This window comes from Nonomuraea sp. B12E4 (assembly GCF_039871825.1).
Taxonomy (GTDB): Bacteria; Actinomycetota; Actinomycetes; order Streptosporangiales; family Streptosporangiaceae; genus Nonomuraea.
On the sequence record NZ_JBDPME010000045.1, the window covers coordinates 24,134 to 46,493 of the forward strand.

At 69.9% G+C, this 22,360-nt stretch carries 27 protein-coding genes and 1 riboswitch; of the genes, 8 read left to right on the top strand and 19 right to left on the bottom strand.

Going from position 1 to position 22,360, the window contains the following annotated elements; translation table 11 throughout:
• Positions 1-32: 32 nt before the first annotated feature.
• The 8 genes from ABGB18_RS46195 to ABGB18_RS46230 form a co-directional block, all read right to left on the bottom strand.
• Complete coding sequence (locus ABGB18_RS46195) at positions 33-185, bottom strand: hypothetical protein (RefSeq protein ID WP_347702066.1); 153 nt, start codon at positions 183-185, stop codon at positions 33-35.
• Between the two features lie 99 nt (positions 186-284).
• Entirely contained in the window at positions 285-446 is a 162-nt protein-coding gene (locus ABGB18_RS46200) for a hypothetical protein (RefSeq protein ID WP_347702067.1), read from the bottom strand.
• A 272-nt stretch (positions 447-718) separates the two neighbouring features.
• Positions 719-1,594 carry a recombinase family protein gene (locus ABGB18_RS46205; RefSeq protein WP_347702068.1) on the bottom strand — a complete coding sequence of 292 codons (876 nt, stop codon included), beginning with the start codon at positions 1,592-1,594 and terminating at the stop codon, positions 719-721.
• 12 nt (positions 1,595-1,606) lie between these two features.
• The gene (locus ABGB18_RS46210) at positions 1,607-2,287 is read right to left on the bottom strand and encodes a hypothetical protein (RefSeq protein WP_347702069.1); all 681 of its coding nucleotides are present in this window, start codon (positions 2,285-2,287) and stop codon (positions 1,607-1,609) included.
• Between the two features lie 177 nt (positions 2,288-2,464).
• Entirely contained in the window at positions 2,465-3,112 is a 648-nt protein-coding gene (locus ABGB18_RS46215) for a response regulator transcription factor (RefSeq protein ID WP_347702070.1), read from the bottom strand.
• On the bottom strand, positions 3,109-4,392 hold the full coding sequence (locus tag ABGB18_RS46220) for a histidine kinase (RefSeq protein ID WP_347702071.1): 1,284 nt from the start codon (positions 4,390-4,392) through the stop codon (positions 3,109-3,111). Before ABGB18_RS46220 ends, ABGB18_RS46215 begins: the two co-directional genes overlap by 4 nt.
• A 28-nt stretch (positions 4,393-4,420) precedes the next feature.
• Positions 4,421-5,821 carry an alpha/beta fold hydrolase gene (locus ABGB18_RS46225; protein WP_347702072.1) on the bottom strand — a complete coding sequence of 467 codons (1,401 nt, stop codon included), beginning with the start codon at positions 5,819-5,821 and terminating at the stop codon, positions 4,421-4,423.
• Between the two features lie 264 nt (positions 5,822-6,085).
• Positions 6,086-7,324: a transposase gene (locus ABGB18_RS46230; RefSeq protein WP_347702073.1), complete on the bottom strand. Its 1,239-nt coding sequence runs from the start codon at positions 7,322-7,324 to the stop codon at positions 6,086-6,088.
• Positions 7,325-7,389: 65 nt separating this feature from the next.
• Here ABGB18_RS46230 and ABGB18_RS46235 point away from each other — a divergent pair, with 65 nt between their 5' ends.
• Positions 7,390-7,575, top strand: coding sequence for a hypothetical protein (locus ABGB18_RS46235; protein ID WP_347702074.1), 186 nt, complete (start codon positions 7,390-7,392; stop codon positions 7,573-7,575).
• A gap of 98 nt (positions 7,576-7,673) precedes the next feature.
• Complete coding sequence (locus ABGB18_RS46240) at positions 7,674-7,844, top strand: hypothetical protein (protein ID WP_347702075.1); 171 nt, start codon at positions 7,674-7,676, stop codon at positions 7,842-7,844.
• A 156-nt stretch (positions 7,845-8,000) separates the two neighbouring features.
• On the opposite strand, the gene ABGB18_RS46245 is transcribed toward ABGB18_RS46240, so the two are convergent.
• From ABGB18_RS46245 to ABGB18_RS46255, 3 genes are read right to left on the bottom strand one after another with little or no spacing between them, the layout of a single operon-like run.
• On the bottom strand, positions 8,001-9,194 hold the full coding sequence (locus ABGB18_RS46245) for a beta-eliminating lyase-related protein (RefSeq protein ID WP_347702076.1): 1,194 nt from the start codon (positions 9,192-9,194) through the stop codon (positions 8,001-8,003).
• Positions 9,088-9,708, bottom strand: a complete 621-nt coding sequence (locus ABGB18_RS46250) for a Type 1 glutamine amidotransferase-like domain-containing protein (protein WP_347702077.1) — start codon at positions 9,706-9,708, stop codon at positions 9,088-9,090. The genes ABGB18_RS46245 and ABGB18_RS46250 overlap by 107 nt, the downstream gene beginning before the upstream one ends.
• Before the next feature lie 2 nt (positions 9,709-9,710).
• Entirely contained in the window at positions 9,711-10,919 is a 1,209-nt protein-coding gene (locus ABGB18_RS46255) for an MFS transporter (RefSeq protein ID WP_347702078.1), read from the bottom strand.
• Positions 10,920-11,222: 303 nt separating this feature from the next.
• Positions 11,223-11,318, top strand: a riboswitch (TPP riboswitch).
• Here ABGB18_RS46255 and thiD point away from each other — a divergent pair.
• On the top strand, positions 11,310-12,113 hold the full coding sequence (gene thiD / locus ABGB18_RS46260) for a bifunctional hydroxymethylpyrimidine kinase/phosphomethylpyrimidine kinase (RefSeq protein ID WP_347702079.1): 804 nt from the start codon (positions 11,310-11,312) through the stop codon (positions 12,111-12,113). (Overlaps the previous riboswitch by 9 nt.)
• 5 nt (positions 12,114-12,118) lie before the next feature.
• Entirely contained in the window at positions 12,119-12,634 is a 516-nt protein-coding gene (locus tag ABGB18_RS46265) for an NUDIX domain-containing protein (RefSeq protein ID WP_347702080.1), read from the top strand.
• 43 nt (positions 12,635-12,677) lie between these two features.
• Here ABGB18_RS46265 and ABGB18_RS46270 read toward each other — a convergent pair whose 3' ends face one another.
• Entirely contained in the window at positions 12,678-12,878 is a 201-nt protein-coding gene (locus tag ABGB18_RS46270) for a hypothetical protein (RefSeq protein WP_347702081.1), read from the bottom strand.
• Positions 12,875-13,240: a hypothetical protein gene (locus ABGB18_RS46275; protein WP_347702082.1), complete on the bottom strand. Its 366-nt coding sequence runs from the start codon at positions 13,238-13,240 to the stop codon at positions 12,875-12,877. The genes ABGB18_RS46270 and ABGB18_RS46275 overlap by 4 nt, the downstream gene beginning before the upstream one ends.
• 174 nt (positions 13,241-13,414) lie before the next feature.
• On the opposite strand from ABGB18_RS46275, the gene ABGB18_RS46280 reads away from it, so the two are divergent.
• The gene (locus ABGB18_RS46280) at positions 13,415-14,299 is read left to right on the top strand and encodes a LysR family transcriptional regulator (protein ID WP_347702083.1); all 885 of its coding nucleotides are present in this window, start codon (positions 13,415-13,417) and stop codon (positions 14,297-14,299) included.
• A gap of 162 nt (positions 14,300-14,461) precedes the next feature.
• A complete protein-coding gene (locus tag ABGB18_RS46285; protein WP_347702084.1) occupies positions 14,462-14,950 on the top strand; it encodes a GNAT family N-acetyltransferase in 489 nt (162 codons plus the stop codon).
• A gap of 6 nt (positions 14,951-14,956) precedes the next feature.
• Here ABGB18_RS46285 and ABGB18_RS46290 read toward each other — a convergent pair whose 3' ends face one another.
• From ABGB18_RS46290 to ABGB18_RS46315, 6 genes are all read right to left on the bottom strand, one after another.
• Entirely contained in the window at positions 14,957-15,490 is a 534-nt protein-coding gene (locus tag ABGB18_RS46290) for an SRPBCC family protein (protein ID WP_347702085.1), read from the bottom strand.
• Position 15,491: 1 nt separating this feature from the next.
• Positions 15,492-16,301, bottom strand: a complete 810-nt coding sequence (locus tag ABGB18_RS46295; RefSeq protein ID WP_347702086.1) for an SRPBCC domain-containing protein — start codon at positions 16,299-16,301, stop codon at positions 15,492-15,494.
• 100 nt (positions 16,302-16,401) lie between these two features.
• Complete coding sequence (locus tag ABGB18_RS46300; RefSeq protein WP_347702087.1) at positions 16,402-17,127, bottom strand: alpha/beta hydrolase; 726 nt, start codon at positions 17,125-17,127, stop codon at positions 16,402-16,404.
• Positions 17,115-17,987 carry an alpha/beta hydrolase gene (locus tag ABGB18_RS46305; protein ID WP_347702088.1) on the bottom strand — a complete coding sequence of 291 codons (873 nt, stop codon included), beginning with the start codon at positions 17,985-17,987 and terminating at the stop codon, positions 17,115-17,117. The genes ABGB18_RS46300 and ABGB18_RS46305 overlap by 13 nt, the downstream gene beginning before the upstream one ends.
• On the bottom strand, positions 17,984-18,589 hold the full coding sequence (locus ABGB18_RS46310; protein ID WP_347702089.1) for an MFS transporter: 606 nt from the start codon (positions 18,587-18,589) through the stop codon (positions 17,984-17,986). Before ABGB18_RS46310 ends, ABGB18_RS46305 begins: the two co-directional genes overlap by 4 nt.
• 247 nt (positions 18,590-18,836) lie before the next feature.
• Positions 18,837-21,131 carry an ATP-binding cassette domain-containing protein gene (locus ABGB18_RS46315; RefSeq protein ID WP_347702090.1) on the bottom strand — a complete coding sequence of 765 codons (2,295 nt, stop codon included), beginning with the start codon at positions 21,129-21,131 and terminating at the stop codon, positions 18,837-18,839.
• A 185-nt stretch (positions 21,132-21,316) separates the two neighbouring features.
• Here ABGB18_RS46315 and ABGB18_RS46320 point away from each other — a divergent pair, with 185 nt between their 5' ends.
• Together ABGB18_RS46320 and ABGB18_RS46325 are read left to right on the top strand one after the other, a co-directional pair.
• A complete protein-coding gene (locus tag ABGB18_RS46320) occupies positions 21,317-21,451 on the top strand; it encodes a hypothetical protein (RefSeq protein WP_347702091.1) in 135 nt (44 codons plus the stop codon).
• Positions 21,452-22,053: 602 nt separating this feature from the next.
• Positions 22,054-22,311 carry a DDE-type integrase/transposase/recombinase gene (locus ABGB18_RS46325; protein ID WP_347702093.1) on the top strand — a complete coding sequence of 86 codons (258 nt, stop codon included), beginning with the start codon at positions 22,054-22,056 and terminating at the stop codon, positions 22,309-22,311.
• The last annotated feature ends 49 nt before the right edge of the window (positions 22,312-22,360 follow it).

The window sequence follows — 22,360 nt, forward strand, 5'->3', positions numbered from 1 at the left end:
GGTCCGGATGAGCGCGTAGCGGCCGCCGACCGCTACGCGCGGCCCTCCCTGCTCTGCTTGCAGCTGTAGTACTTCTTGGTGGACGCGTGGTATGTGCAGATCTTGAACATGACCCGGAGTCCCTCGGGGATCTTGCTGTTCAGGTTGTGCACGACGCAGTCGCCGTTTGCGGTCGTGTCGTCCACGTCGGCGATATGCTTCAGGCCGCCACTGGTCCCAGTGAAAGGCTTGCCCGCCCAGACGCGGGCACGGGCCCTCCGGCCGTCCGTTGCGCGGTCACAGATTTAAATCTTGTCGCCGTTCTGTACGAATCGGGCGCTGGCCTTCTTGTCGCCGTTGTACGTCCATCCGATGTCCGTCCCCGCGAATGCCGGGGTGGCGCTGACCAGGACGGCCATGGCGCCGGCGACGCCTGCCATCAGGAACGTACGCTTGTTGACCTTCATGAGTTCACTTTCGAATCGTTGTCTTCGGACGCGCATCGGCCCAGCCGCGCTGCTGCTCGCCGCACTCGTGCACCACCGCAGTCGACCTTGCCGATGTCCTCGGGGTGCGCGTCCTGTACCCAGGTGAAGCAGTTGTACCCGCAGCCTCGGCGAACGCCCGTACGGTCGCCTCCCGGTCCACGGGCGGCGGGCCGTTCTGGGCGATCAGGTCGAGCGCCCGCCGGAGCCGGTCCGGGTCGCCCCAGCCGCGGCAGGAGATGAGAACGGGTGGCTCACCCCGTGTTCGTGGGCACTGCGGCGGCTTCGTCGTGTTCGCGCAGCATGCGCAGGACGGTGGCCGGGGAGGGGTGACGGCCCTTCTTCTTGCCTTTGGTGATGACGAGGCGTGCGGCAATGTCGCGCAGGCTCAGGTCCTGGGAGCGTAGGTGCAAAGCCATGGAGAGCATGGCGTCGTCGGTGACGGCGGCGCCGCCGATGGCCTTGCCGCGGCTGCGGGCGGATTCGTGGCCTTCCAGGGTGCGGTCGCGGATGTACTCGCGTTCCATCCCCGACAGGGCCGCGAGCACGGTGAATACGACGCCGGAGGGGTCGTGGGAGCCCTGCAGTTCGCCGGTGAGGAATTCCAGGCCGATGCCGGCGGCGCGCAGCTGCTCGGCGAGGGCGGCCAGGTCGAGGCCGCGGCCGAGCCGCTTGTGCTCGTGCACCATGAGCGTGACCGCGACCCCGGCCGACCGTAGTTCGCGGGCCAAGGTGACGGCCTTGTCGAGTTCGGGGCGGGTGGTGGCGCGGGTGGAGATCTTCTCGGAGAAGACGCGGGTGACGCCCGCGGCTTGGAGCGCGTCGAGCTGGGTGTCCATGGATTGGCGGACGGTGGAGGCGCGGGCGTAGCCGATGCGTACGTGCCCCGCCGGCTCGATGCCGGTCGCGGCCTGGCGGGGCATCTGGATCCAGAGCGTGCCCGGCTTGCGGACGGCCGGGGTCGCTACGGTGAGCATCTTGGCGAGCGCGGGTACGAGCCGGAAGCGGGCGGTGTGGTACTGGACGGCCACCTTGCCCTTGCCGGTCCGGCAGGGGGAACCGGCCGGGGCGGCGCAGGAGGTCATCGGGCAGTCGTGGGCCTCCACGCGGAGGTAGTCGTCGTCGTGCACCCCGGAAGTGTTTCATCCACGCGTCGCAGCTGTCAGGGAGGCGGGCAGGTCACCACCAGCGACCATGTGCTCGATCAGTTCGAGGACCGCCCTGGACCCACCGTTCGCCTGGAGCCACTGGCTCGCCCGGCAGGCGGCCTTGGCATAAGTGTCCTGGTCAGCCTTCGTGGTGCGCAGCCAGTCGTCAAGCGTCTGGGGCAGGGCTCCCTGCGTGGCCACCCGGCACCGGTCGCCGGTTCCCTCGGGCTTCAGGTAGCGCGGGTCATCGGAGACCACAACGGCCAATCCTTCGTCGAACCATTGCGGTAGGGGCCCGGCATCGGATCCTAGGCGGGCGTGCAGTTCGACGTGTGACATCTCGTGTGAGGCGATCACCGCGTCGATGCCTTCCGGCGAGAGCATGACCGCGCGGTTCATTACAGCGATGCCACGCTCCCCGCCTCCGCCGATCTTCCGGTAGCACGTGGTGGTCACGCAGGCCAGGATGTCGGGAGAGCTCCGGCGTCCGCCGTAGAAGTCTGCCACCCGGCGGTTGGCCGCATCGATCACCTCAGCCACCTGGCGCTCCCGTACGGGCGGCAGCCCAGGCTCCAGATACAGGCCGGGCCTGACCTGTTTCATGCCGTAGCAGCCAGGACAGGTCGTGGCGGCGACCGACGGAAAGGCCACCACGACACCGGTCACCACGGCCACGACCAATCCGGTGGCTAGGGACAGCAGCCACAGCCACGTTCTGCGACTTCGACTCATTGCACCACTCCATATGCTGACGTTCCGTATCGTGCAGTTCACTGAAAGGATCTTCGGGTGTTGCGGGTGTAAGGTGGACACCCGGCGGCAGCATGGGCCCTGCGGCGGCGATGGTGGCTTTCACCTCTTCTCGTCCGAGGACACCAATCCTGAGCGATAAGCATGGATTGCGGCTTGGACACGCGTGCGCACACCGATCTTGGACAGGACACGCGACACGTGGATCTTGACCGTTCCTGCGGCGATACGCAGCTCGGCGGCGATCTCGGCGTTGGATCGACCCAGCGCGACCAGGCGGAGGACCTCTGTTTCCCGGAGCGTCAGCTCCGGGCCTTGACCCCGCACCGGTGGGGTGGCGAAGCGGCGCACCAGCCTACGGGTGACCTGCGGGTCGATCAGTCCCTGGCCTCGGTGAGCCGCGCGCACCGCCGCCAGATAGAGGTCGGGGTCGCCGTCCTTGAGCAGAAAGCCCACGGCGCCCGCCTCGAGGGCGCCGAAGAGGTATTCGTCGGTGTCGAACGTGGTCAGCGCGATGATCGGCCTGTCCGGGGCGCGGGCCGTCAGCCGCCGGATCGCTGTGATCCCGTCCGTGCCCGGCATCCGCAGGTCGGTGAGGATCACGTCCGGCTGGTGCTCGCGCGCCATGCTGATCAGTTCGGCTCCGTCGCGGGCGGCGCCGAGGAAGGCGATGTCGGGCTCATGGCTGAGCAACTGCCGCAGGCCCTCCCGGGCGAGGTGCTGGTCGTCGGCGATCAGCAGCCGGATCACGGGACTACCTGCCGGGCCGGAGGATCGTTCGTGGAGGACATCGTGAAGGGGCCGATTTCTGTGCCGCCGGCCGTCACCGCCGGTCTGTGCTCGTCCAGCGTATGCGGGGGGAGCACGGGCAGGCTGGCGCGCACCCGCCAGCCGTTCCTGCCGTGCGGGCCGCCATGGCAGTACCCGCCGAGCGCCGCCACCCGCTCGTGCATGCCCGCCAGGCCCTGCCCACTGCGGTGCCCACCGTTCAGGACGTCGTCGTCGGCTGGCGGTCGGGGCGGGCCGGGGTCGTCGATGGTGACGACGACCCGGTTGCTCACCGCACGGACCGTGACCGAGGTAAGCGCGGCCGTGGAGTGCTGGGCCACGTTGGTCAGTGCCTCCTGCACGATCCGGTAGGCGCAGGCCGCTGTCTCGGGGTGGATGGTGCTGTCGAGGCGGGGGTCGATCTTCAGGGCGACGGTCAATTCTGGCCCGCCGCTGCGTTCCGCTAGCGCGGGCAGGTCGGCGAGGCCGCCGCTGTGAGCGTGGTCCCCACGATCCGAGCGCACCAAGGTCGCGAGCAGTGCCCGGATCTCGGCCAGCGCCTCGGCCGACAGCCCGGCGATCCCCGCCAGCGCGCGGTCGGCCGCGCAGTCGTGACCGGTCAGCGCCCGCCGGGCACCGACCGCCTGGAGCCTGATCGCGCTGAGGTGATGCCCGACGACGTCATGCACCTCCCGGGCGATCCGCGCGGCCTCCTGTGAGCGGGCCTGCTCCTCCCGGGCACGCTGCAGCCGCGCGGCCTGGACGGCGCGGTCGGCCCGCAGCCGCAGCGCGTACCCGATGGCGACCGGTGCCGCGCCGGCCGCCGCGTGGACGGACACGGTGGCGAGGTCCGGCACGAAGGTGCCGCCGAGGCCGGCCGCCACCGCCCAGGCGACCGAACCGATCAGGAGCACCGAGCGCAGCCGATGGCGATGGTAGGCCGCCGAGGCGACGATCAGGCCCAGGACCCAGATCCCGGCGTCGCGCTCCAGCGCGAGGCCGAGCACCAGCATCACTGTCGCGGACGCGGCCACTGCCGTCAGCGGCAGCCGCCTGCGTAGCGCCAGCGGCGCGCAGACGGCCAGGATCGGCGCCGCCCACGCCGCCGCCGCGCCCACGCCGGTGACCTCGGCAGGCTCACCGCGCCACCATGCGTCCAGTGCCGAGCCTGTCAAGGCAATGATCGCCACGGCGCAGGCGAGCAGGGCGTCGCGGCCGATGAGCGGCAAACGTCGCCAGACGCCGGTCACAAAGGAGCGCAAAGCAGCTGATCGTCTCACGCGACCAGTATCACGCCGGCCGGGCGGGGCACGTGGTGCCGGACGCGGGCACCTTGCCGTCGATCAGGTACCGGTCCACGTGGCCGATGACGCAAGGGTCCCCGGCGTTCAGATACCGGCCGTGGCCGATGCCGTCGTACTTGATCGTGACCGACCCGGGAACCTGATCGGTGATGGCACGGACAGAGGGGTACTCGTAGACCGGGCCGACGCCGAGCAGCGGCGGAAGTTTGCGGGCCGGCAGCGGCGCCGGCGGGTTGGCTGCCTTGGCCGCCCACGGAGAGCAGGCGAGCCAGGCGTTCTCCCGCATGCCCGAGAAGTTCGGCGACACCTTGGCCGAGCGCCGCACGGCCGCACGGTAGGCGTGGTAGCCGTCGTAGCGGAACCCGTCGGCGCAGTTCACCGCGAGCATGGCGGTCACCCGCGGCGGCAGGCCGCGGCCTTGGGGGTCGAAACCGGACGCGTCGCCCTTGGCGGCGCTCGCGATGGCCTTGGCCAGCGCGGGCCACTCCGTTGTGCTGTCGACCAGGCCGTAGGCCAGGAACTTCAGGTCGTCACCGTCGTAGCGGCGCTCACCGGCGGCCGGCGCGCCGGGCAGGGGCCGGCGCTCGGCCCGCCGCACGACGGCCTGCCAGGTCTTCTCCACGTCAGTGCCGCGCAGCGCGCAGCCGGAGGAGCCGGCGCACCAGCGGACGAACCGCTGGAAGCCCGCCTCCAGACCCTCATGTTGCAGCCGCTCCGACGTCGCGAACGGGTCCACATGGTCGGGCACGCTGTCCACCGCCATCGCGCGCAGCCGCTGCGGGAACAGCCGAGCGTAGGAGGCCCCGAGCACGCCGCCGTAGGAGTTGCCGAAGAAGGAGATCTTCTCCTCGCCCAGGGCGGCGCGGATGGCGTCCATGTCACGGGCCTGGGTGGCGGAGTCCAGGTTGGCGAACAGTTCGGGCACGGCGTCCCGGCAGGCAGCGATCCCAGCGGCGTTCGCCTTGAGCGCCTGATCGTACTCGCGCCGGCTGTCCGGAGTGGCGAAGGCGGGACCGGCCGCGCACGAGGCCAGCGGGATGTGCTCACCGCTCACCCCGCCCCGCGGATTCCAGGTGACGACGTCCATCCGGGTACGCAGACCGGCGAAATGGGGCAGCGCCCGCGACAGCTCCTGAACGCCGGCACCACCGGGACCTCCGGGATTGAACAGGACGGTGCCCACGGTCGCCGCACCGGTCGCCGGCGCCCTGCCCACGGTGAGGGCAATGGTCTTTCCGCCGGGCTTCGACCAGTCGACGGGGACGGTCAACGTGGCGCACTGCAGCTCCGCCGAGATCTTCTCGCCGCAGGCCGACCAAGTCAGGGGCGGCGCCGGCGTTCCGCTGGACGAGGCGGAGGCGGCTGGAGCGTATGCCCCTATCGTCATCACGAGGGGCAAGGCAAGCAGTGCCGATCGAGGCCAGATCATCGAATCCTCCAACAGGATGGTGCGGCGAGCGCCGCAGATGACCCCACAGACTAGGCACGCCGATCTCCCGCCACATCTGCCACAAGACATACCTACGACCAGCCATGCACGCTGCGGGGGTGCAGATCACGTCGCGCATGTGTGCCGACAATTCCGGCAACCGGCACCCGGACCATCATGGAAGGTCCCGTTTCTCGTGTTCCGAGGATCGTTGCCCGGTCATCATGGAGGAGGGGTGACGACGCGTTCGAAGGACCGCAGTGGCCGGTAGCCGGTGGCATCCAGCTCGGCCAGTTCTGTGTCGATTTCGACGCTGATGGCGCCGAAGAAGTTGACGGTTTCGCTCTGCCCGGTCAGATGCGGGCTGCGAAAGGCGCCGCCGTGCGCGTAGCGCAGGTCGCGGCGCAGCGCGTGCAGGCTCTCGCCCTTGTTCAGCTGCCTGGCGATGCGCCGACGGTAGGCCTCGTCCGACAGGTAACGGGTGGCGTAGACGGTACGGCGGATCATGCCGTATTCCTTCAGTGCGGCCGCCATCGTGTTCTGCCGGGTGGAGGCCGAAAGTTTGCCGACGATGAGCGAGGCGGTGGCCTGGCCGAACTTGATGGAGCCGGCCAGGCGCAGCAGGTCGTCGAACTGCTCGGCGATCAGGTCGAGGTCGAAGCGGCGGGTCAGCAGCCGTGCGGCCAGCGGCCAGGACCGCTCGGTGGCCGCACGTGAGCCGAACCGCCCCATGGTGATCTTGCCGAGGTCCCGCATCCGGGGCGACAGCTGCAGCCCGACCAGGTCGAACAGGGCGAAGTTGACCAAGGTCACGCCGTGCGTATCCGTGGCGTGCTCGGTAATGGGCAGGTCGGTGGCATTGCCCATGATGTCGTCCAGCACGTACTGCGCTTCGCGGTGGGTGACCACGATGACCTTGGTGCCATAGGTGGAGAACTGGTCCGAGGCGTGGGTGTAGGTGGATAGGCCCCGGTCGGCGAACCACCGGTTGGCGGCGCGTGCGATGACTGATCTGCCGCGGGTGGGGAAACGCTGTCCGTCGGAGGAGGACAGAGTACCGGTCCCGAAGGCCTGGGTGAGTGGCAGCCGATGGTGGTAGTTGACCAGGGCGGCGTTGGCGGCGGTCAGCGTCTCCTCTCGCACGTACCACTCGGCCGTCCAGGCCAGGGTGTCGTAGGAGATACCGCAGGCTTCGGCCATCCGGCTCAGGCCCAGGTTGGTGGCATGGCCGATGAGCACCGCCAGCAGATTGCGCTTGAGCTCGCCGCTGCGCGCCTGCTTGCCACCGGCGTGGGTGAAGCAGTCCAGGAACAGTTCGGCGGATACTACGGCGACCCCTTGATCCGCCGATCCACCGGCGCAAGTACACAGCGTTACTTTGGGGCTGGGGTCAGCTTCGGGAGCAGGACGCCGTATCGGGCCAGCGCCCCGAGCTTGACGAGCTGTTCCTGGATCTGTCACGGCAGGCCGCGGCCCGCGGGACGAACTGCTCGGTCTCTCTCGACCTGTCCCACATCGGCTCGGCGGTGGACCGCGAGCTGGGGCTGGCCAACGCCACCCGGCTGGCCGAGGCCACCGCCGCCGCGGGCCAGGAAATGATGATCTCGGTTGAAGGGTCCGATCGTGCGGACCTCATCCTGTGGACCCACGAACGCCTCTGCGAGCGATTCGACCACGTCGCCGTCACCATGCCTACGCGACCCTCCTGCTGAACGGCGGCCACCTCTGCTCGATCGCCACCCACGACCTCGACCTCCTGACCGAACTGCAGCCGCACCTGCGGCCGGATTCCGGGAGGTACGAGGTCGAGATGCTGCGGGGACTCGGCATCGACCAACTGTCGACGATGCGGGATCTCGGGCATCCGATCAGGGAGTACGTCGTGTTCGGCACCCAGTGGTGGCTCTACGTCTGCAATCGCATCGCCGAGGACCCGGCCCGCCTGGTCCAGGCTCTGATAGACGCCGGCCGGCGCGCATAGCCCCGGCCCCGGGCCTGCGGCAGCTCGGCAAGATTCCCGACCTTCCCGCTGTCCCCCGACGGCGGGGCGCGGACGAGGAGGGTGCGGAGTCCCCTGGGGCACGGCGAATCGTTCGCAGTGCCCCTCTGGCCGCGCTGGTGAGCAGGTCGGCGCGCTTCAACGCGGCTGGCTGGTGGGGTGTGCCGGCTGGGTGGCCGCCAGGCTGCCCAGGAGCTTGAGCCGCTCTTCTGAGGTGCTGCCCGGTTCGGCGGTGTAGATGGTGAGGCCGTACACCGTCCGGTTGGACATGGGCAGGTCGAGAGACTGGTAGGTCAGCTCCAGGTCGCCGATCTGGGGGTGCCACAGCCGCTTGCTGCCGTCGTGGCGGATGCGCACGTCGTGGACGGCCCACTGGCTGCGGAACTCGGTGCTGAGCATGGACAGCTCACCGACGAGGTCGCGCAGGGCCCGGTCATGGGGCTCGCGTCCGGCTTCGGCGCGCAGCAGCCAGCACCGCGACCTCTTCGCGGCGCAGCCCGGGAACCCGGCGGCGGCCGTCCTGCTGGCGTTCGGGCCGAAACTGCTGCTGGAGAGGGCGCCGAAGGACAGCACGTCGATGCCGGCCTTCCAGGTCATCTCGGCCGGGGTGGCGCCGAGGTGGTCCAGGGCGTTGGCGAAGCGTCCGCCGTCCATGTGGACGCGCAGTCCCGCATCCCTGGCGATGCTGCCCAGGCGGCGGATCTCGTCGAGGGAGTAGACGCTGCCGCTTTCGGTGGCCTGGCTGATGCTCAGTACGGACGGCTGGACGCTGTGTACGTCACCGGCCCGGCGGCGGGCCGCCTGGTGGAGGGCGCCGGGGTCGATCTTGCTGTCGTCGCCTTGGCCGCCGACCAGCTTGGCGCCGTTGGTGAAGAACTTCGGCGCGCCGCATTCGTCGTTGTTGATGTGGCTGTCGGGGTGACACAGCACGCTGCCCCAAGGCGGAGTGAGGGTGGCCAGGGCCAGGCAGTTCGCGGCGGTTCCGGTGGAGACGGGGAAGATGTCGACGTCCCGCTCGAAGATCTCGCTCAGCTTGCGGCGGGCGCTGTCGGTGAAGGGGTCGTTGCCGTAGGGAGGGGCATCCCCGGCCGTCGCCGCGGCGACGGCCCGCACTATCTCGGGCGAGGCGCCGGCCATGTTGTCGCTGATGAAGGCGCGGCTGGAAGGGATGATGGCGGTTACCGAACGAGCAGTAGCACCGCCGCCCAGGCGTGACGGCGGGCGGTCACGGAGAGGCGCGCACCTTCCAGGTGCCGCCGTGGACGACCACGGCCTGGTCGTCGTTGATCGACAGGTACGCCTGCTCGCCGTGCCGCGCGACCTGCCGGTCATGCCGCTCGGCCCGGCCCCGGTTGCGGTGGGCGAGCACCAGGAAGGGCACCAGGCCGAGGCCGCGCGTCGATTCGGGCGCGCCTGGATCCCCGGGGTCGATGGCGGCGTCGGCCTCGCGGTAGTAGCCGAGGTCCGGCGCGGCCAGCGCCGCGCCGGCCGAGACGTCGGCATAGCCGAGGCGGCCCTCGCGCACCGCCGGCGCGACGACGCGGTCGAAACCGGTCCGCTGTACGTGCTCCAGCAGGAACAGGGGATACCCACCGGCGACGAAGACCAGGTCGGCCCCGCGCAGCGCGCGTTCGACATCGGCCGCCCCCGCCCGTTCGAGGTCGAGGCGCTCGACCACCATGCCCTCCCCCCGCAGCAGGCTGTCCGCCGCCTCGACCCACGGGGCGGCGGGCAGCGGATTGGCCGCGGTCGGCACCAGGACCGCGTGCCTCGCCGTCAGGGGGAGCGACGCCAGCCAGGGCGGCAGGGCACCCAGTCCGGCGGAGCCGAGGAACACTTTCCGCACGTTCAGTTCTCCCTCTGGTCGCTCATCGCGGGCAGGCGCGCCGCCGTGGGCCGTTCGTGCCGGTACGTCGCCAGCCAGCCCAGCGCCGCCAGACCACAGAAGCCGGCCGAGGCCGCGCAGGCGCCGCCCCAGCCGTAGCGGTCGTAGGCGCTGATGCCGACGGCCGTGCCGAGGGCACCGCCGAAGAAGTAGGTGGTCATGTAGATGGTGGTCAGGCGGGACCGGGCGGCGTCGACCAGGTCGTAGATGACCGCCTGGTTGGTCACGTGCACGACCTGGCAGCACACGTCCATCAGCAGCGCGCCGAGGACCAGCCAGACCAGGCTGCTCCGCCCGGCGGCGAGCACGCCGAAGGAGCCCGCCAGCAGCACGATCGCGCCCCCGGTGACCGGCAGGCGCGTCCGCCGCCGGTCCAGCAGCCGCCCGCCGCCCAGCGCGCACAGCGCACCCAGGGCGCCCACCAGCGCGAACAAGCCGATCCCCGCCTTGCTCCAGCCGAACGGCGGGCCCGACAACAGGAAGGTCACGGTGGACCAGAAGCAGCTGAACATGGCGAACTGCGCGGCGCCGATCAGCGACCGCCAGCGCAGGACCGGCTCGCCGCGCGCCAGCCGCAGCACGGCCCGCATCTGGGCGGCGTACCCGAGGTCGACCTCGCGGCCCCCGGCCGGCAGCATCCGGTACATGGTCGCCGCCATGACGGCCATCACCCCGGCCGCCACGCCATAGACCCAGCGCCATCCGGAGACCTCGGCGACGAGCCCGGCGAAGGTCCTCGAAAGCAGCACCCCGAGCAGCAGGGCGCCCATCAGGGTCGCGACCGTACGGCCCCGGTGCTCCGGGCGCGCCAGCGTCGCGGCGTACGGGATCACCATCTGCGCCACCACGGACGAGGCGCCCACCAGTATGGCAGCGGCCCCCAGCACCTGCGGCCCGGATGCGGCCGCGCTGACCGCGAGGGCCACGGCGTCGATCGCGAGCAACGTGGTGATCAGCGGGCGGCGGGCGATGATGTCGCCGAGCGGCACCACGAACACCAGCCCGCAGGCGAAGCCCACCTGCGTCACCGTGATGAGCATCCCCGCCGCGGATGGGCCGATCCCCAGCTCGCGGGCGATCGTCGGGAGCAACGGCTGCGCGTAGTAGACATTGGCGATCGTGATGCCACAGGTCAGCTCCAGCAGCCGCACCAGGGCACGCTCCAACGCCACGGTTCTTCCTCCAACCGGTCGATCCAACGGGGCAGTGCCGTCACCCGGACCGCACCCGCCAAGTGGTTTCGAGGAGGCGGGGATCCGGGGGACGCAACCGCAGGGATCAGCCGGCGGGCCGCGTCGACTGGGCTTGGCACGAGTGTCCTCGGAGGTTCACCCCGAAAGGGAGGACACCTCAGTCATGCGGCGATGAGCACTGTAGCCGATGGTTGGCCGTGGTAGGTCCCCTGCCCCTCGCCGGGCGGTGACGGGTCCGAAACCTGGTGCAGCCGGGTTACCGTTACGGCGCCTGTTACGCTCGTATGCGACGCGGGGTGCCCGGCGAGCCGGGCTGAGATCACACCCGTAGAACCTGATCTAGTTCGCACTAGCGAAGGGACGTCACGGGTGACCTCCGTTCCCAAAATCCTCTCTATCGCCGGCACCGACCCCAGCGGTGGCGCGGGCATCCACGGCGATCTGAAGACCTTCTCCGCCCTCGGCGGCTACGGCATGGCGGTGACCACGGCTCTGGTCGCGCAGACGACCACAGGCGTGCGCGGCGTACACGAGGTGCCCGCGGAGTTCGTCAGCGCTCAGTTGGACACGCTGCTCGCCGATGTCCCCGCGGACGCCGTGAAGATCGGCATGCTGGGGCGGGCCCCCGTCATCCACGCGGTGGCCGCGGCACTGGACAGGTTCTCTCCTCCGTACGTGGTGCTCGACCCGGTGATGGTGGCCAAGAGCGGCGACCGGCTGCTGCCGGCCGACGCGGTGTCCGCGCTGCGTGAGGTGCTGCTCCCGCGCGCCGACCTGATCACCCCCAACCTGCCGGAGGCGGCGGACCTCCTCGGCGAGCCGCAGGCCCGCACCGTGGCGGAGATGCACGAGCAGGTACGGCGGCTGCACGCGCTCGGTGCGCGGCGGGTGCTGCTCAAGGGCGGCCATCTGGACGGCGAGGTCTGCGTCGACGTCTTCAGTGCCGGCGGCGAGCCGGTCGACCTCGCCGGGCCCAGGGTCGCGACCCGCCACACCCACGGAACCGGCTGCACCCTGTCCTCGGCGGTCGCGGCGCTGCGCGTGCGTCACCGGGACTGGCTCGCCGCCGTGCGAGCGGCCAGGGACTACCTGACCGGCGCGTTGCGTGCCGCCGACAGCCTGCGCGTCGGGGGCGGTCACGGCCCCGTCCACCATTTCCACGCGGTGTGGTGAGGCGGATGGCCGAGCCGCCCGACGACCTGCCGATCATCGAGAGGGACGTGGTCCGGCTCGTCGTCCTCGACACCCGCGATCGGTTGCTGCTCTTCCACACCCGCGATCCGACGATGCCGGAGAAGGGAACCTGGTGGGAGCTCCCAGGCGGCGGGATCGACGACGGCGAGGACTATGTCGACGCGGCGATCAGGGAGCTGAGGGAGGAGACCGGGATCCGTACCCGCCCCGCGCAGATCGGCGCTCCCACCTGGCGGCGTGACAGCTCCTTCCGCTACCGGGGCGCGCGGCGGCTGCAACACGAGGTGGTGGTCCGCGTCCGCCTCGACGTCCCCGGCCCGGACATCGACCGCTCGGAGATGCTGGACTTCGAGATCGAGGACTACTTCGGCTTCCGCTGGTGGCCGGTCGCCGAGGTCGGCTCCAGCACGGATCGGGTCTACCCGCGCCGGCTGCCGCAGCTCCTGCCGGAGTTCCTGGCGGAGGTGAGCATCGCCGAGCCATTCGAGCTGTACCCCTGAGACACGCCGGTCCTATGCGGCGGGTGTGTGGCCGGCACGAGAGTCAGTCCTGGACGGCCGGTGCGCGGGCCTCGGCCCGGCGGGCCGAGGCGCGCCGGGAGGCCAGCATCTCGATCACCCACAGCAGCAGACCGGCGGCGGGGAAGGCGGCGCCGAGCACGCAGACGCCCGCCCAGCCATGACTGGCATAGATGGCTGCCGACAGGCCGCTGCCCGATGCGCCGCCGAGGAAGTAGGCGGTCATGTAGGCGGCGGCAGGTAACTGGCGCCGCAGGCCAGGAGGAACCCGCCGGTCGCATACCTGGCCCAGCCTCGGTCGGCGAGCTTGCCGGCGAAGCGGGCCGCGGTCGCCCCGGTCACGCCGAGGAGGGCGAACAGCCCGATCGCCGCCTGGTCCCAGCCGTAGGGAGGGCGGGCGAGCAGGAAACCGTAGCTGGCCCAGAGCACGCCGAACGAGGCGTAGGTGAAGAAGCCATAGGCCATCCGCAGGCGCAGCACCGGCTCCTCGCGGACGAGCCGCACCACCGAACCCAGCAGCGCCGGATAGCGCATCCGCGTCAGCGGCGCGAGCACCGGCAGCTGCCGCCACAGCAGCACTCCCACCACCGCCGTCAGGGCGGCACCAACAGGTAGACCGCGCGCCAGCCCGCCAACTGCGCGATCACCCCCGCCACGGTGCGGGACAGCAGGATGCCGATCAGCAGGCCGCTCATCACCGTGCTGATCACTTTGCCCTGCCCAACACATGAATCAGCACCCGGCAATCGATGGAGGAGATGAATGGAGCTGCGTCAGCTCGAACACTTCCTGGCGGTCGCCAAACACGGCAGGTTCACCGCGGCGGCCCGCGAGGTGCTGATCGTGCAGTCGGCGTTGAGCACGTCCATCCGCAACCTCGAACGTGAGCTCGGCGCCCCGCTGTTCGACCGCGCCACGCGGCGGGTCGTGCTGACCCCGGCCGGGAGGGAGGTGATCCCTCTGGCCCGGCGCATGGTCGCCGACGCCGAGGCGGTGCGCGACGTGGTGGCCGCGGTCGCCGGGCTGCGGACCGGCCGGGTCAGCGTGGGAGCCATCCAGTCGCTTGCGCACGTCGACCTGCCCGCAGAGCTGGCGCGCTTCCGCCGCACGCATCCGGGAGTGCACGTCGAGGTGCGGGACACGGTCGTCGACGAACTGGTGGAGGCGCTCCGGCTTGGCCAGCTCGACCTGGCCTATCTGGTGCTGGGCGGCGCCGTGCCGGGCGGGCTGACCGTGCACCACGTGTTCGCCGACGAACTGGTGGTGATCGCCGGGCCGGGGCACCCGTTCGTCAGGCGGGACCAGGTGTCGCTGGCCGAGGCGAGCCGGGAGCCGCTGGTCGGCTTCGGCCCGGGCACGGCACTGGCGCAGCGCATCCGGCAGTTGTTCATGGACCACGGCCTGCGGGCCCGGTTCGTGGCCCAGACCAACCAGCTGGATCTCCAGGCCGGGCTGGTACGCAACGGCCATGGCGTGGCGATCGTCACCCGGAGCCGGGCTGACCGCTCGGGACTGCCCGCTGCCACCCTGGTGCAACCAAAGGTGGAATGGCGGGTGGCGCTGGCCACCCGCACCCCACGACCGGCCAACCCGGTGGCCGACGCGCTGCTGCGCCACCTGATCGACGCCCCCCATGAGCCCAGTTGAAGGGGTTCACGTAGTCCCGGGGATTCTAAACTCGCGTCAAGGGCCTGTCCCATGGATCAGGTGATCGCTTTGCGAGGCACCATATAGTCGGGGTTCGGCCTGGCCACCTCCTCCGTCGAAACTCAGTTGCGGCTCCTACCTGGTTGACCCATGCTGGCGGCCATGATGATCAGAGAGGCGATGGCCCACGATTGGCCCAGTATGTGGGCGTTCATGGAGGGCATCGTGCGGGCCGGTGAGACATTCTCGTGGGATCGTGGCACCCCCGAATCTCAGGCCAGGCAGATGTGGTTCCCCAAGCCGCCGGGCCGCACCTTCGTCGCCGTGGACGCGGACGGAACCGTCCTGGGCACAGCTAACAGCGTCCGCAACCACGGTGGCGGCGCCGCACACATCTCCAGCGCGAGCTTCATGGTCGATCCGAGCCACTCCGGCCGGGGAGTTGGCCGGGCGCTCGGCGAGCATGTCCTGGAACAGGCACGTAAGGACGACTTTCGAGCGATGCAGTTCAACGCCGTCGTGGAGACCAACGCCCGGGCGGTGGCGCTGTGGAGGTCACTCGGCTTCGAAGTGATGACCACCCTTCCGGCAGGCTTCCACCATCCGGTTCACGGCTACGTGGGACTGCACATCATGTACCGGCGGCTTTGAGCTTGGTCACGCACCGCTCGGCGGTGTCGGGCTCGCTCGGAGGCCGGCCTCATGCTGCCACGTCCTTGGATGGGCGTCGCCGATGAGCCCGAGAGGGAGATCGTGCTCAAGGAGGGCCTTCAGCCCGCTGATCAGGAACGTGAAGCCGCCGGTGGAGTCGATGGCGTACTGGACGACCTCGTCGCCACTGCCGGTGAAGCCGCTTTCAGTGACCTGGACGTAGGTGGTGCCGCCCGACGCGGAGATGAAGCGGAACTCCACCGTGGTCGGGTTGTCGGGGGTGTAACCGCTCCAAGTGAACAGGATGCGGCTGTTCTCCTCCACCTCCTTGACGACCACGCGGCTCGATGCCCCGTACATTTCCCATTCCCAGAGCAGCTCGGCGCCGGGGGTCATGTTTCCGCTGCTCTTGGTGTACCAGATCTTGGTGGTGATTTCCGGGTCCACGATGGCCTGGAACACCTCGGCCGGTCTGCGGCGGATGAGCATTCCCGCCTTGGCCTCGGGAACAGCGGAGATTTCGAGCTTGCCAGTAGGCATGTCACTTGTTCTTCGGGGTTTCGGCGATGAGCGGCTCGCCGGTCTCCAGCAGGGTCTTCAGGCCGGCCAGGATAGACGGCCAGCCCTCGTTGACTCCCTCCAGCACGGCGCTGCCGGGCTCGAAGCCGTCGTGGGTCACCGTCAGCTTGACCACGTCGCCATCCGGTTCGAGGTCGAAGGTCACCTTGGACCTGGGCTCGGCGGTGACCCGGGTCAGGTATTCGTCGCTCAGGCCGTACGCGTCGGCCCACTCGCGGGTGAAGGTGTGCCAGGTGTAGGAGAGCCGGCGCCAGGGCTCGGATTCGAGCACGACCTGGGCGGGGTCCGCGATCACGACCCCGTTCTCCTTCAGTTTGACGGTGATCTCCGAGCCCGGTCGCCAGTCGGTCTCGAGGGCCACTCCCCAGTAGCGCATCGTGAAGGCCGGATCCGTCAGGGCCTGCCACAGCAGCTCCGGCGTCGTCTTGATGTAGGTCTTGTACACGAATTCTGTGCCCGGCATCGGGGTGTCCTCCAAGGCTCTTTTCAGGTCCGACAGGGCGCGGACTCGGTCGAGGTCGTAGCGGCTGATCCAGCGCTCGGCGATCTCGTTGATGGGCACGACGTTCAGGAAGTGGAGCTTCTCCCGGCCCTGCCGCGCTGTCGTGATCAGGTTGGCCGCTTCGAGGATGGCCAGGTGCTTGGTCACCGACTGCCGTGCCATGCCCAGCCCGGCGCACAGCTCGCGGAGGGTCTGACCGTTCCGCTCGTTGAGCCGGTCGAGCAGCAGCCTGCGGCTGGGATCGCCCAGCGCCCGAAAGACGTCGTCCATGCCTTCCTCAATCATGCAGCCTTTTGGCTGCCTTTCGATATAAGCAGCCAAACAGCTGCATGTCAACGCGTGACCTGCCGCCGGCCTCCCGGGGAGTTGGTCACTGCTCCGCGCAGAGGAAGGGAGCGGTGACGGACCAGAACTCCTCCGGCTTCAGGCTGTGCACGCGATGCCCGGCCTCCCCGACGGTCACCAGCCGGCAGTCGCCGATGATCCCGCTCGTCCGGGCCAGCGCGTCCGGCGAGACGTGACTGCTCGGCCCGCCGCTGATGAGCAGCGTGGACGCACGGATCGCTTTCAGGCGCTCCCACCAGCCGGGGTCGGGGGTCCTCATCTCCGTGATGATCGGCTCGAACGAGCGCCAGTCGAACGGCAGCGGGGTGGCCGGCTCCGCCATGGGGGCGACGGCTTCCCCCGGCCGTGTCTCCGGGGGAGGCGGGGTGTCCTCGACGACCAGGCGCCGGACCCGGCCGGGCTGCCGCTGCGCCACCAGGACGGCGACCGCCCCGCCCATCGAATGCCCCGCCAGGTCCACCCGGTCGATCCCCTGGTGGTCGAGGAAGCCGAGCACGTCGTCGCACATCGACGCCAGCGAGTACGTCCCCGTCCAGGTGCTGTCACCATGCCCCCGCAGGTCCAGGGCGAGGACGTGGCGGCCACAGGCGGCCATCCGGGCCGCGAAGCCGTCCCACGTCCCGGCTGTGCTGCCCCACGCGTGCAGCAGCACCACCGGCACCCCGCGAGGGACGCCGACCTCGCGGAAGGCGATCGTCACGTCTCCGAGCGAGACCTTGCCGTGCCGGATCTCCGGCGTCATTGAGCCCATGTGCCCGGATCATACGAGCCGCCCGGGGTGCGCGGCATATCACCGCTTTTCACCCGCGAGTCGAGGAAGTCCCGTACGGCCCGGGCGAAACCGGCCGGGTCGTCGTCGTGGGCCCAGTGCCCGCAGCCGGGTAGCTCCCGCAGTTCGGTGGCCGGCCGCCGCTCGGCCATCTGCCTGGCCATCGTGGTGGGCAGGACGAAGCTGTCCAGACCGTGCACGAACAGGGCCGGGCAGTGTGAGCCGAGCCAGTCGGCCCACCAGTCGCCGACCAGGGCCTGCTGGGAATCCATCATGTCGGCGTAGTCGAACAGGAAGCCCCAGCCGTCGGGGTGCTCGACGGCGCTCTCCAGGAAGTAGCTCGCGTCGGGGATGCCACGGGCCTCGACCTGACTGCGCAGCTCGTGCAGGGTGGCGGCGCGGCGGGGCCAGGCTCGTACGTCCAGGACCGGGTGGGGGATCTCCGGCCGCCGGTTGCAGGCCCCGCCCTCCTCGACGACCAGGGCGCGTACGAGGTCCGGATGCCGGGCGGCGAGCTGGAAGGCGGTCACCCCGCCCATCGAGTGCCCGAGTGCGACCACCGGGCCGAGGTCGAGGTGGCGCACGAACGCGGCGGCGTCGGCGACGTAGGCTTCCCGGCTGAAGTCGCCGCCGTCGCTGTGGCCGTGACCGCGCTGCTCCAAGGAGACGACCCGGTAGGCAGGGGCCAGGGCGGCGGCCAGCGGGGCGAACATCCTGGCCCGGCCGAAATGTCCGTGCAGGGCCAGGACCGGTATCCCGGCACCGCCGAAGTCGACGTAGGCCAGCCGCCGGCCGTCAATGAGCGCATATTTCTCGACGGGGCTTGCCAAGGGGGTCGTCATCCTAGTTTCTCCTCGAGGTCGCGGTGATGCGGATCGGTCAGGAACGCAGTGGTGAGGAACGCCACGGTCAGTGCCAGCCCAGCGGCGATGAGCGCGGCGTCAGCGAACCCGGCCACGAACGCGTCGCGGGCCAGTGCGGCGAGTGCATCGCCGCTTTGTCCGCCGAGTCGGGCCGCCGTCTCTATTGCGCCGGTGACCGCCACGGCGTTGCCCACGCCCAGCAGGGCTCGGGCGGCGATCAGCTCTCCGGGGTTCCGAGAGGCGGCGGCCAGCAGCGAGGCGGCGGCGAACACGGCGAGCCCCGCGAGCAACACCCGCCGGCGTCCGTGGCGGTCGGCCAGCGCGCCCATCGTGATCAGCAGGGAGGCGAGGGCCAGGATGGTGGTCTCGGTGATCCATTGAAGCTGGGCGGTGGTGGCCCGCAGTTCCAGTGCGATGGCGGGCAGCGCGTTCGTCACCGCCATCACGCTGGAGCTCATGACCAGCAGGGCGATGCACAGGGCGTACAGAATCGGCCAGCGGCGCAGATGGCCACCGGCGGGCGCGGGGGCGGAGACAGCGGAACCTCCGGAAGAAGCGGGGGAGACGGGGCGAGTTAGCATAACAGTCGTTGCGTTAATGTGCGCAACGACTGTTACGCGACAGCGAAGCGCCGTGGCGCCGGCATCACGACCCGGAGATCGGCCGTTGGATGAACGCGGACCCGCCGATCTCGCTGGCGCGGAACATGGACAGGGGCCAGAGCCGGCCGGTTTCGTGGAGGAGGGCCGGCGCAGGGGGGTTCCGCACGGGCGGCAAGCACCACGGCCACGTCATGATGGGCATGCTGTCCTCGGGGCCGCGATGAGCTCATTCGGTAAGAATGATCGTTTCATTGGAATTCCGGGCCCTGAGCGGCTGATCGGCGCGGTTGACAGGCCTTGACTGTGCGTCGTACAGCGACCGGTACAGGCCGTCGGCCGCCGTCAGTTCGGTGTGCGTTCCATGCTCCACCAGGCGCCCCCGATCGAGAACGAGGATTCGATCGGCCGTTCTGATGTTGGCCAGCCGATGGGTGACCACGAGCGTGATCCCGGCATCGTCCGCGTTCGCCGCTCGGTGCTGGAGCGCTTCCAGCACCTGGAACTCTGCCTTGGCGTCCAGCGCGGCGGTCGGCTCGTCGGCGATGAGTAGATATGCGGCACGATAGAGGCCGCGGGCGACGCCCAAGCGCTGCCACTGGCCACTGGAGAGGTCCTGCGCATTCTGGAAATACCTCGACAAGAGGGTATCCGCGCCGTGGGGGAGGGTGGCGAGCACATCATCGGCACCGGACCGGCGGAGTGCCGACTGCCAGGCGCTACGGTCCGGGTCCACCTGATCGACGCGGCCGACGGTGATGTTGTGGAACGCCGTCATGGGCCACTGCGCCGGGTTCTGGGCTATGACGGCGATCCGGTCGTGGACCGACTCCTCGTCGGCCGTGGCGAGGTTGACGTCGTCCCAGAAGACAGCGCCGCTGGTCACCGGATAAAGACCGGCAATGATCTTGGCGAGCGTGCTCTTGCCCGAACCGTTCTCCCCCACCAGCGCGACGACCTCGCCGCAGCGGATCGCCAGGCTCAGGTGGTGGATGGCCGGGGTGTCCTGTCCCGGGTAGGTGAAGGAGACGTTCTCCAGGCGTATCACGCTCGGCCGCGCGGGTGCCCGTACGGCCGAACGCGTCGGCCGTCGAGCGGCGGCCTCTTCGAACAACCGCCGGTACATGTCGATGTAGAAGGAGCCCTCGTACAGCGAGTTGACGGCCTTGACGGTGTTGGACATGGCGAGCGCGGCGGCCCGCATCGAGAGCATCGCTGTACCGGCGAGCGCCAGCTGCAGTGATCCGGTGTACAGGAGAACTCCGAGGGTCAGGTAGGCGACACCGGCGCCACAGCCGGCGGCCGCGCGGCCGATCAGGCGCACCGTCGCGCTGCTCCGGGCCAGCTGGACCTCCTCCCGCGCGAGCTCTGCCGAGGCCCGGCGGTATTCCGCCAGCAGGCGCTGCCGTAGGTTCAGCGCGTTGCGCTCAAGTGCCATCCCGCGTGAGGTGGCGACCTCCTTGATGACCGATCTCCGCATGTCCCGGGTCACGGCACCGAGGAAGATCCCGTATCTCAACGTCGACACCTTCCCCACGGCCGACGCGTCGGCGACCGCGGCAAGCGCGAGTGTCAGGACCAGCCACGGGCTGAGCAAGGCCGTCGCCACCAGTGCCGCGGCCAGCGAAACACCGGACGACAACAGGTGCGCGGTGGCGGAGACGCCGCCCTCGATCGCGGGGAGTCCGAAACGCTCGACCTTGCGTGCGAGCTCGCGGAACTCGGCATCCTCGAACGCCAGCAGGCGAACGCCCGCCAGCGCCGCCGCGGCGTCTCCGTCCGCGGCCAGCATGACGCGCGGCCGTAGCATCCCCACAACCGCATCGACGGCCACGTCGAGGGCCCCGCGCGCAGCGAACGCCGTCACCACCACCGCCAGAGCGGGCAACGACTCCAGCAGCCGCGCCGGGGTCGGACCCTGCCGAAGCAGCGCGGCCAACACGTCGGCCGTGGCGAGCAGGCCGAACGCCGCCGCGCAGCCGGACGCCAGATGGACAGCCATGGCAAGGAGCGGCTTGCGGGCGCTATCGAGGTAGGAACGGACCGTCAGCCAGTGCGCGGCACCGTCTTCGGATTGATGGCAGCCGGAGATCTTCACCTGCGTCTTGACCGGGCGCAGCGCACGCTCCCCGGTGTTGTTCGTGAACGGCACCCAGCCGGGGAAGTCGGCGAAGCGCAGCACCTCATCAGCCCGGTCCCGCAGGCGTTCCAGCAGGTTACGGGCCGGGGACTGTTTCCGCCCAGGGGCGCGGGGATGCAGCGACAGCCCGACCGCGATCCCGTGATGGAAGGATTCGAGGTAGATCCGCGCCCGCTCGGGCGGGATCTCGGCCAGCCCCTCCGCGCGGGCTCTGATGGCCTGCTTGTTCAACTCGGCCAGCGCCCACCGGATCTGCGCCGGCCACCGCTGACCGGGATGATCCTCGGCCGCCGCAGTCAGCTCCCTGACCAGATGTGCCCCGCACAGTTGGTGACGAGTGTGCGGGTGGCCGTTGTAGAGCGACAGCGAGTCGTGCACCAGCACCCCGCGGAACTCGGGCAGGACGCCGAGGGAGTTGGCGCCCTGGCGGGAGCGTTCGCCCAGGCCGAGCAGGGTCAGGGTGGTGGTGCAGGCCACGTGCAGCCAGCGGCGCGCCGCCCCGATCCGGGGTGGTCGTCTCATCGACGTGCAGCACATGCGTAAGTGTCAGCAGCGCGCGGATCACCTTGATGCTGCCGGCGACCAGTGTGGCGGCCTCGGCCAGGATCGACGACACCCAGCCGGGCGAGACCTGGGCCCCGGTGACGTCGGCGATCAGCTGGGCGCAGCGCTCCACCGGCACGTGCTGGAACACCAGCAGATAGGCGGCGAGTGCGCGCAGGTTCGGCCCGTACGACGACGGCGCACCCGCCACCTGCCCGGGCATGTCCGCGCCGGTGACAGCGCCGCACCCGCCGCACCGGCAGCGATGCGCCCGGTGCTCGGTCACCGTCACGGTGACCAGGGGAATGTCGCGGACCTGGCGGCGCGAGTAGCCGACGCTGTCGGTGGCCGACAGCTGTTTCCCGCATCCGCCGCAGGCCGCCGGGAGGTGGTCCTCGACCTCGTCGGGGACCTCGGCCATGGCCAGGCCGCCTCCCGGAGCGCCGGGCTGGCGCCCCCGTGTCCGCCCGCTCTTGACCGGCGGCTGCTTCTCCGGACGGACGAAGGTGTCGCTGGACGGCGGTAACGAGGAGTTCCCCGAATTGCGGTTCTGCCGGCGTTCCAGCTCGGCGACCCGGGCGGTCAGCCGCTCCACCGTTGCTTCCAGCTTCGCGATCGTCTCGCGCTGAGCCTCGATCGTGGCCATCTGCCGGACCACCAGCGATGCCAGCTCGTCATACGACGGACGGCGCTCCGGGATCTTCGGCACCCAAAGATCATCGCACCTCGCGGACAGCCCTCACGCCAGCAAGATCGAGAGCTACTGAATGCCTACGGAGAAGGGCCGCTCTATCTGGCTACTGTCATTGATTGCTTTTCGAAGGCGGTGATCGGCTGGGCATTGGATGTGCGATATCCGGCCGGTTTGGTGTGCGCCGCCCTCGATATGCCCGCGATGCGGGTCGATATTCCCGTTGGAACGATTTTTCACTCGGACAGGGGCAGTGAAGTTTTCTCAGCAGGCAAACCGGGTGATAGCGATCGGATGACCATGGATGTGGAGGTGTCGTCGATCGCCTGACAAGAGCATGGAGCCCTCGATAGAAGCGGATGTGCGACCATCCGTGCTC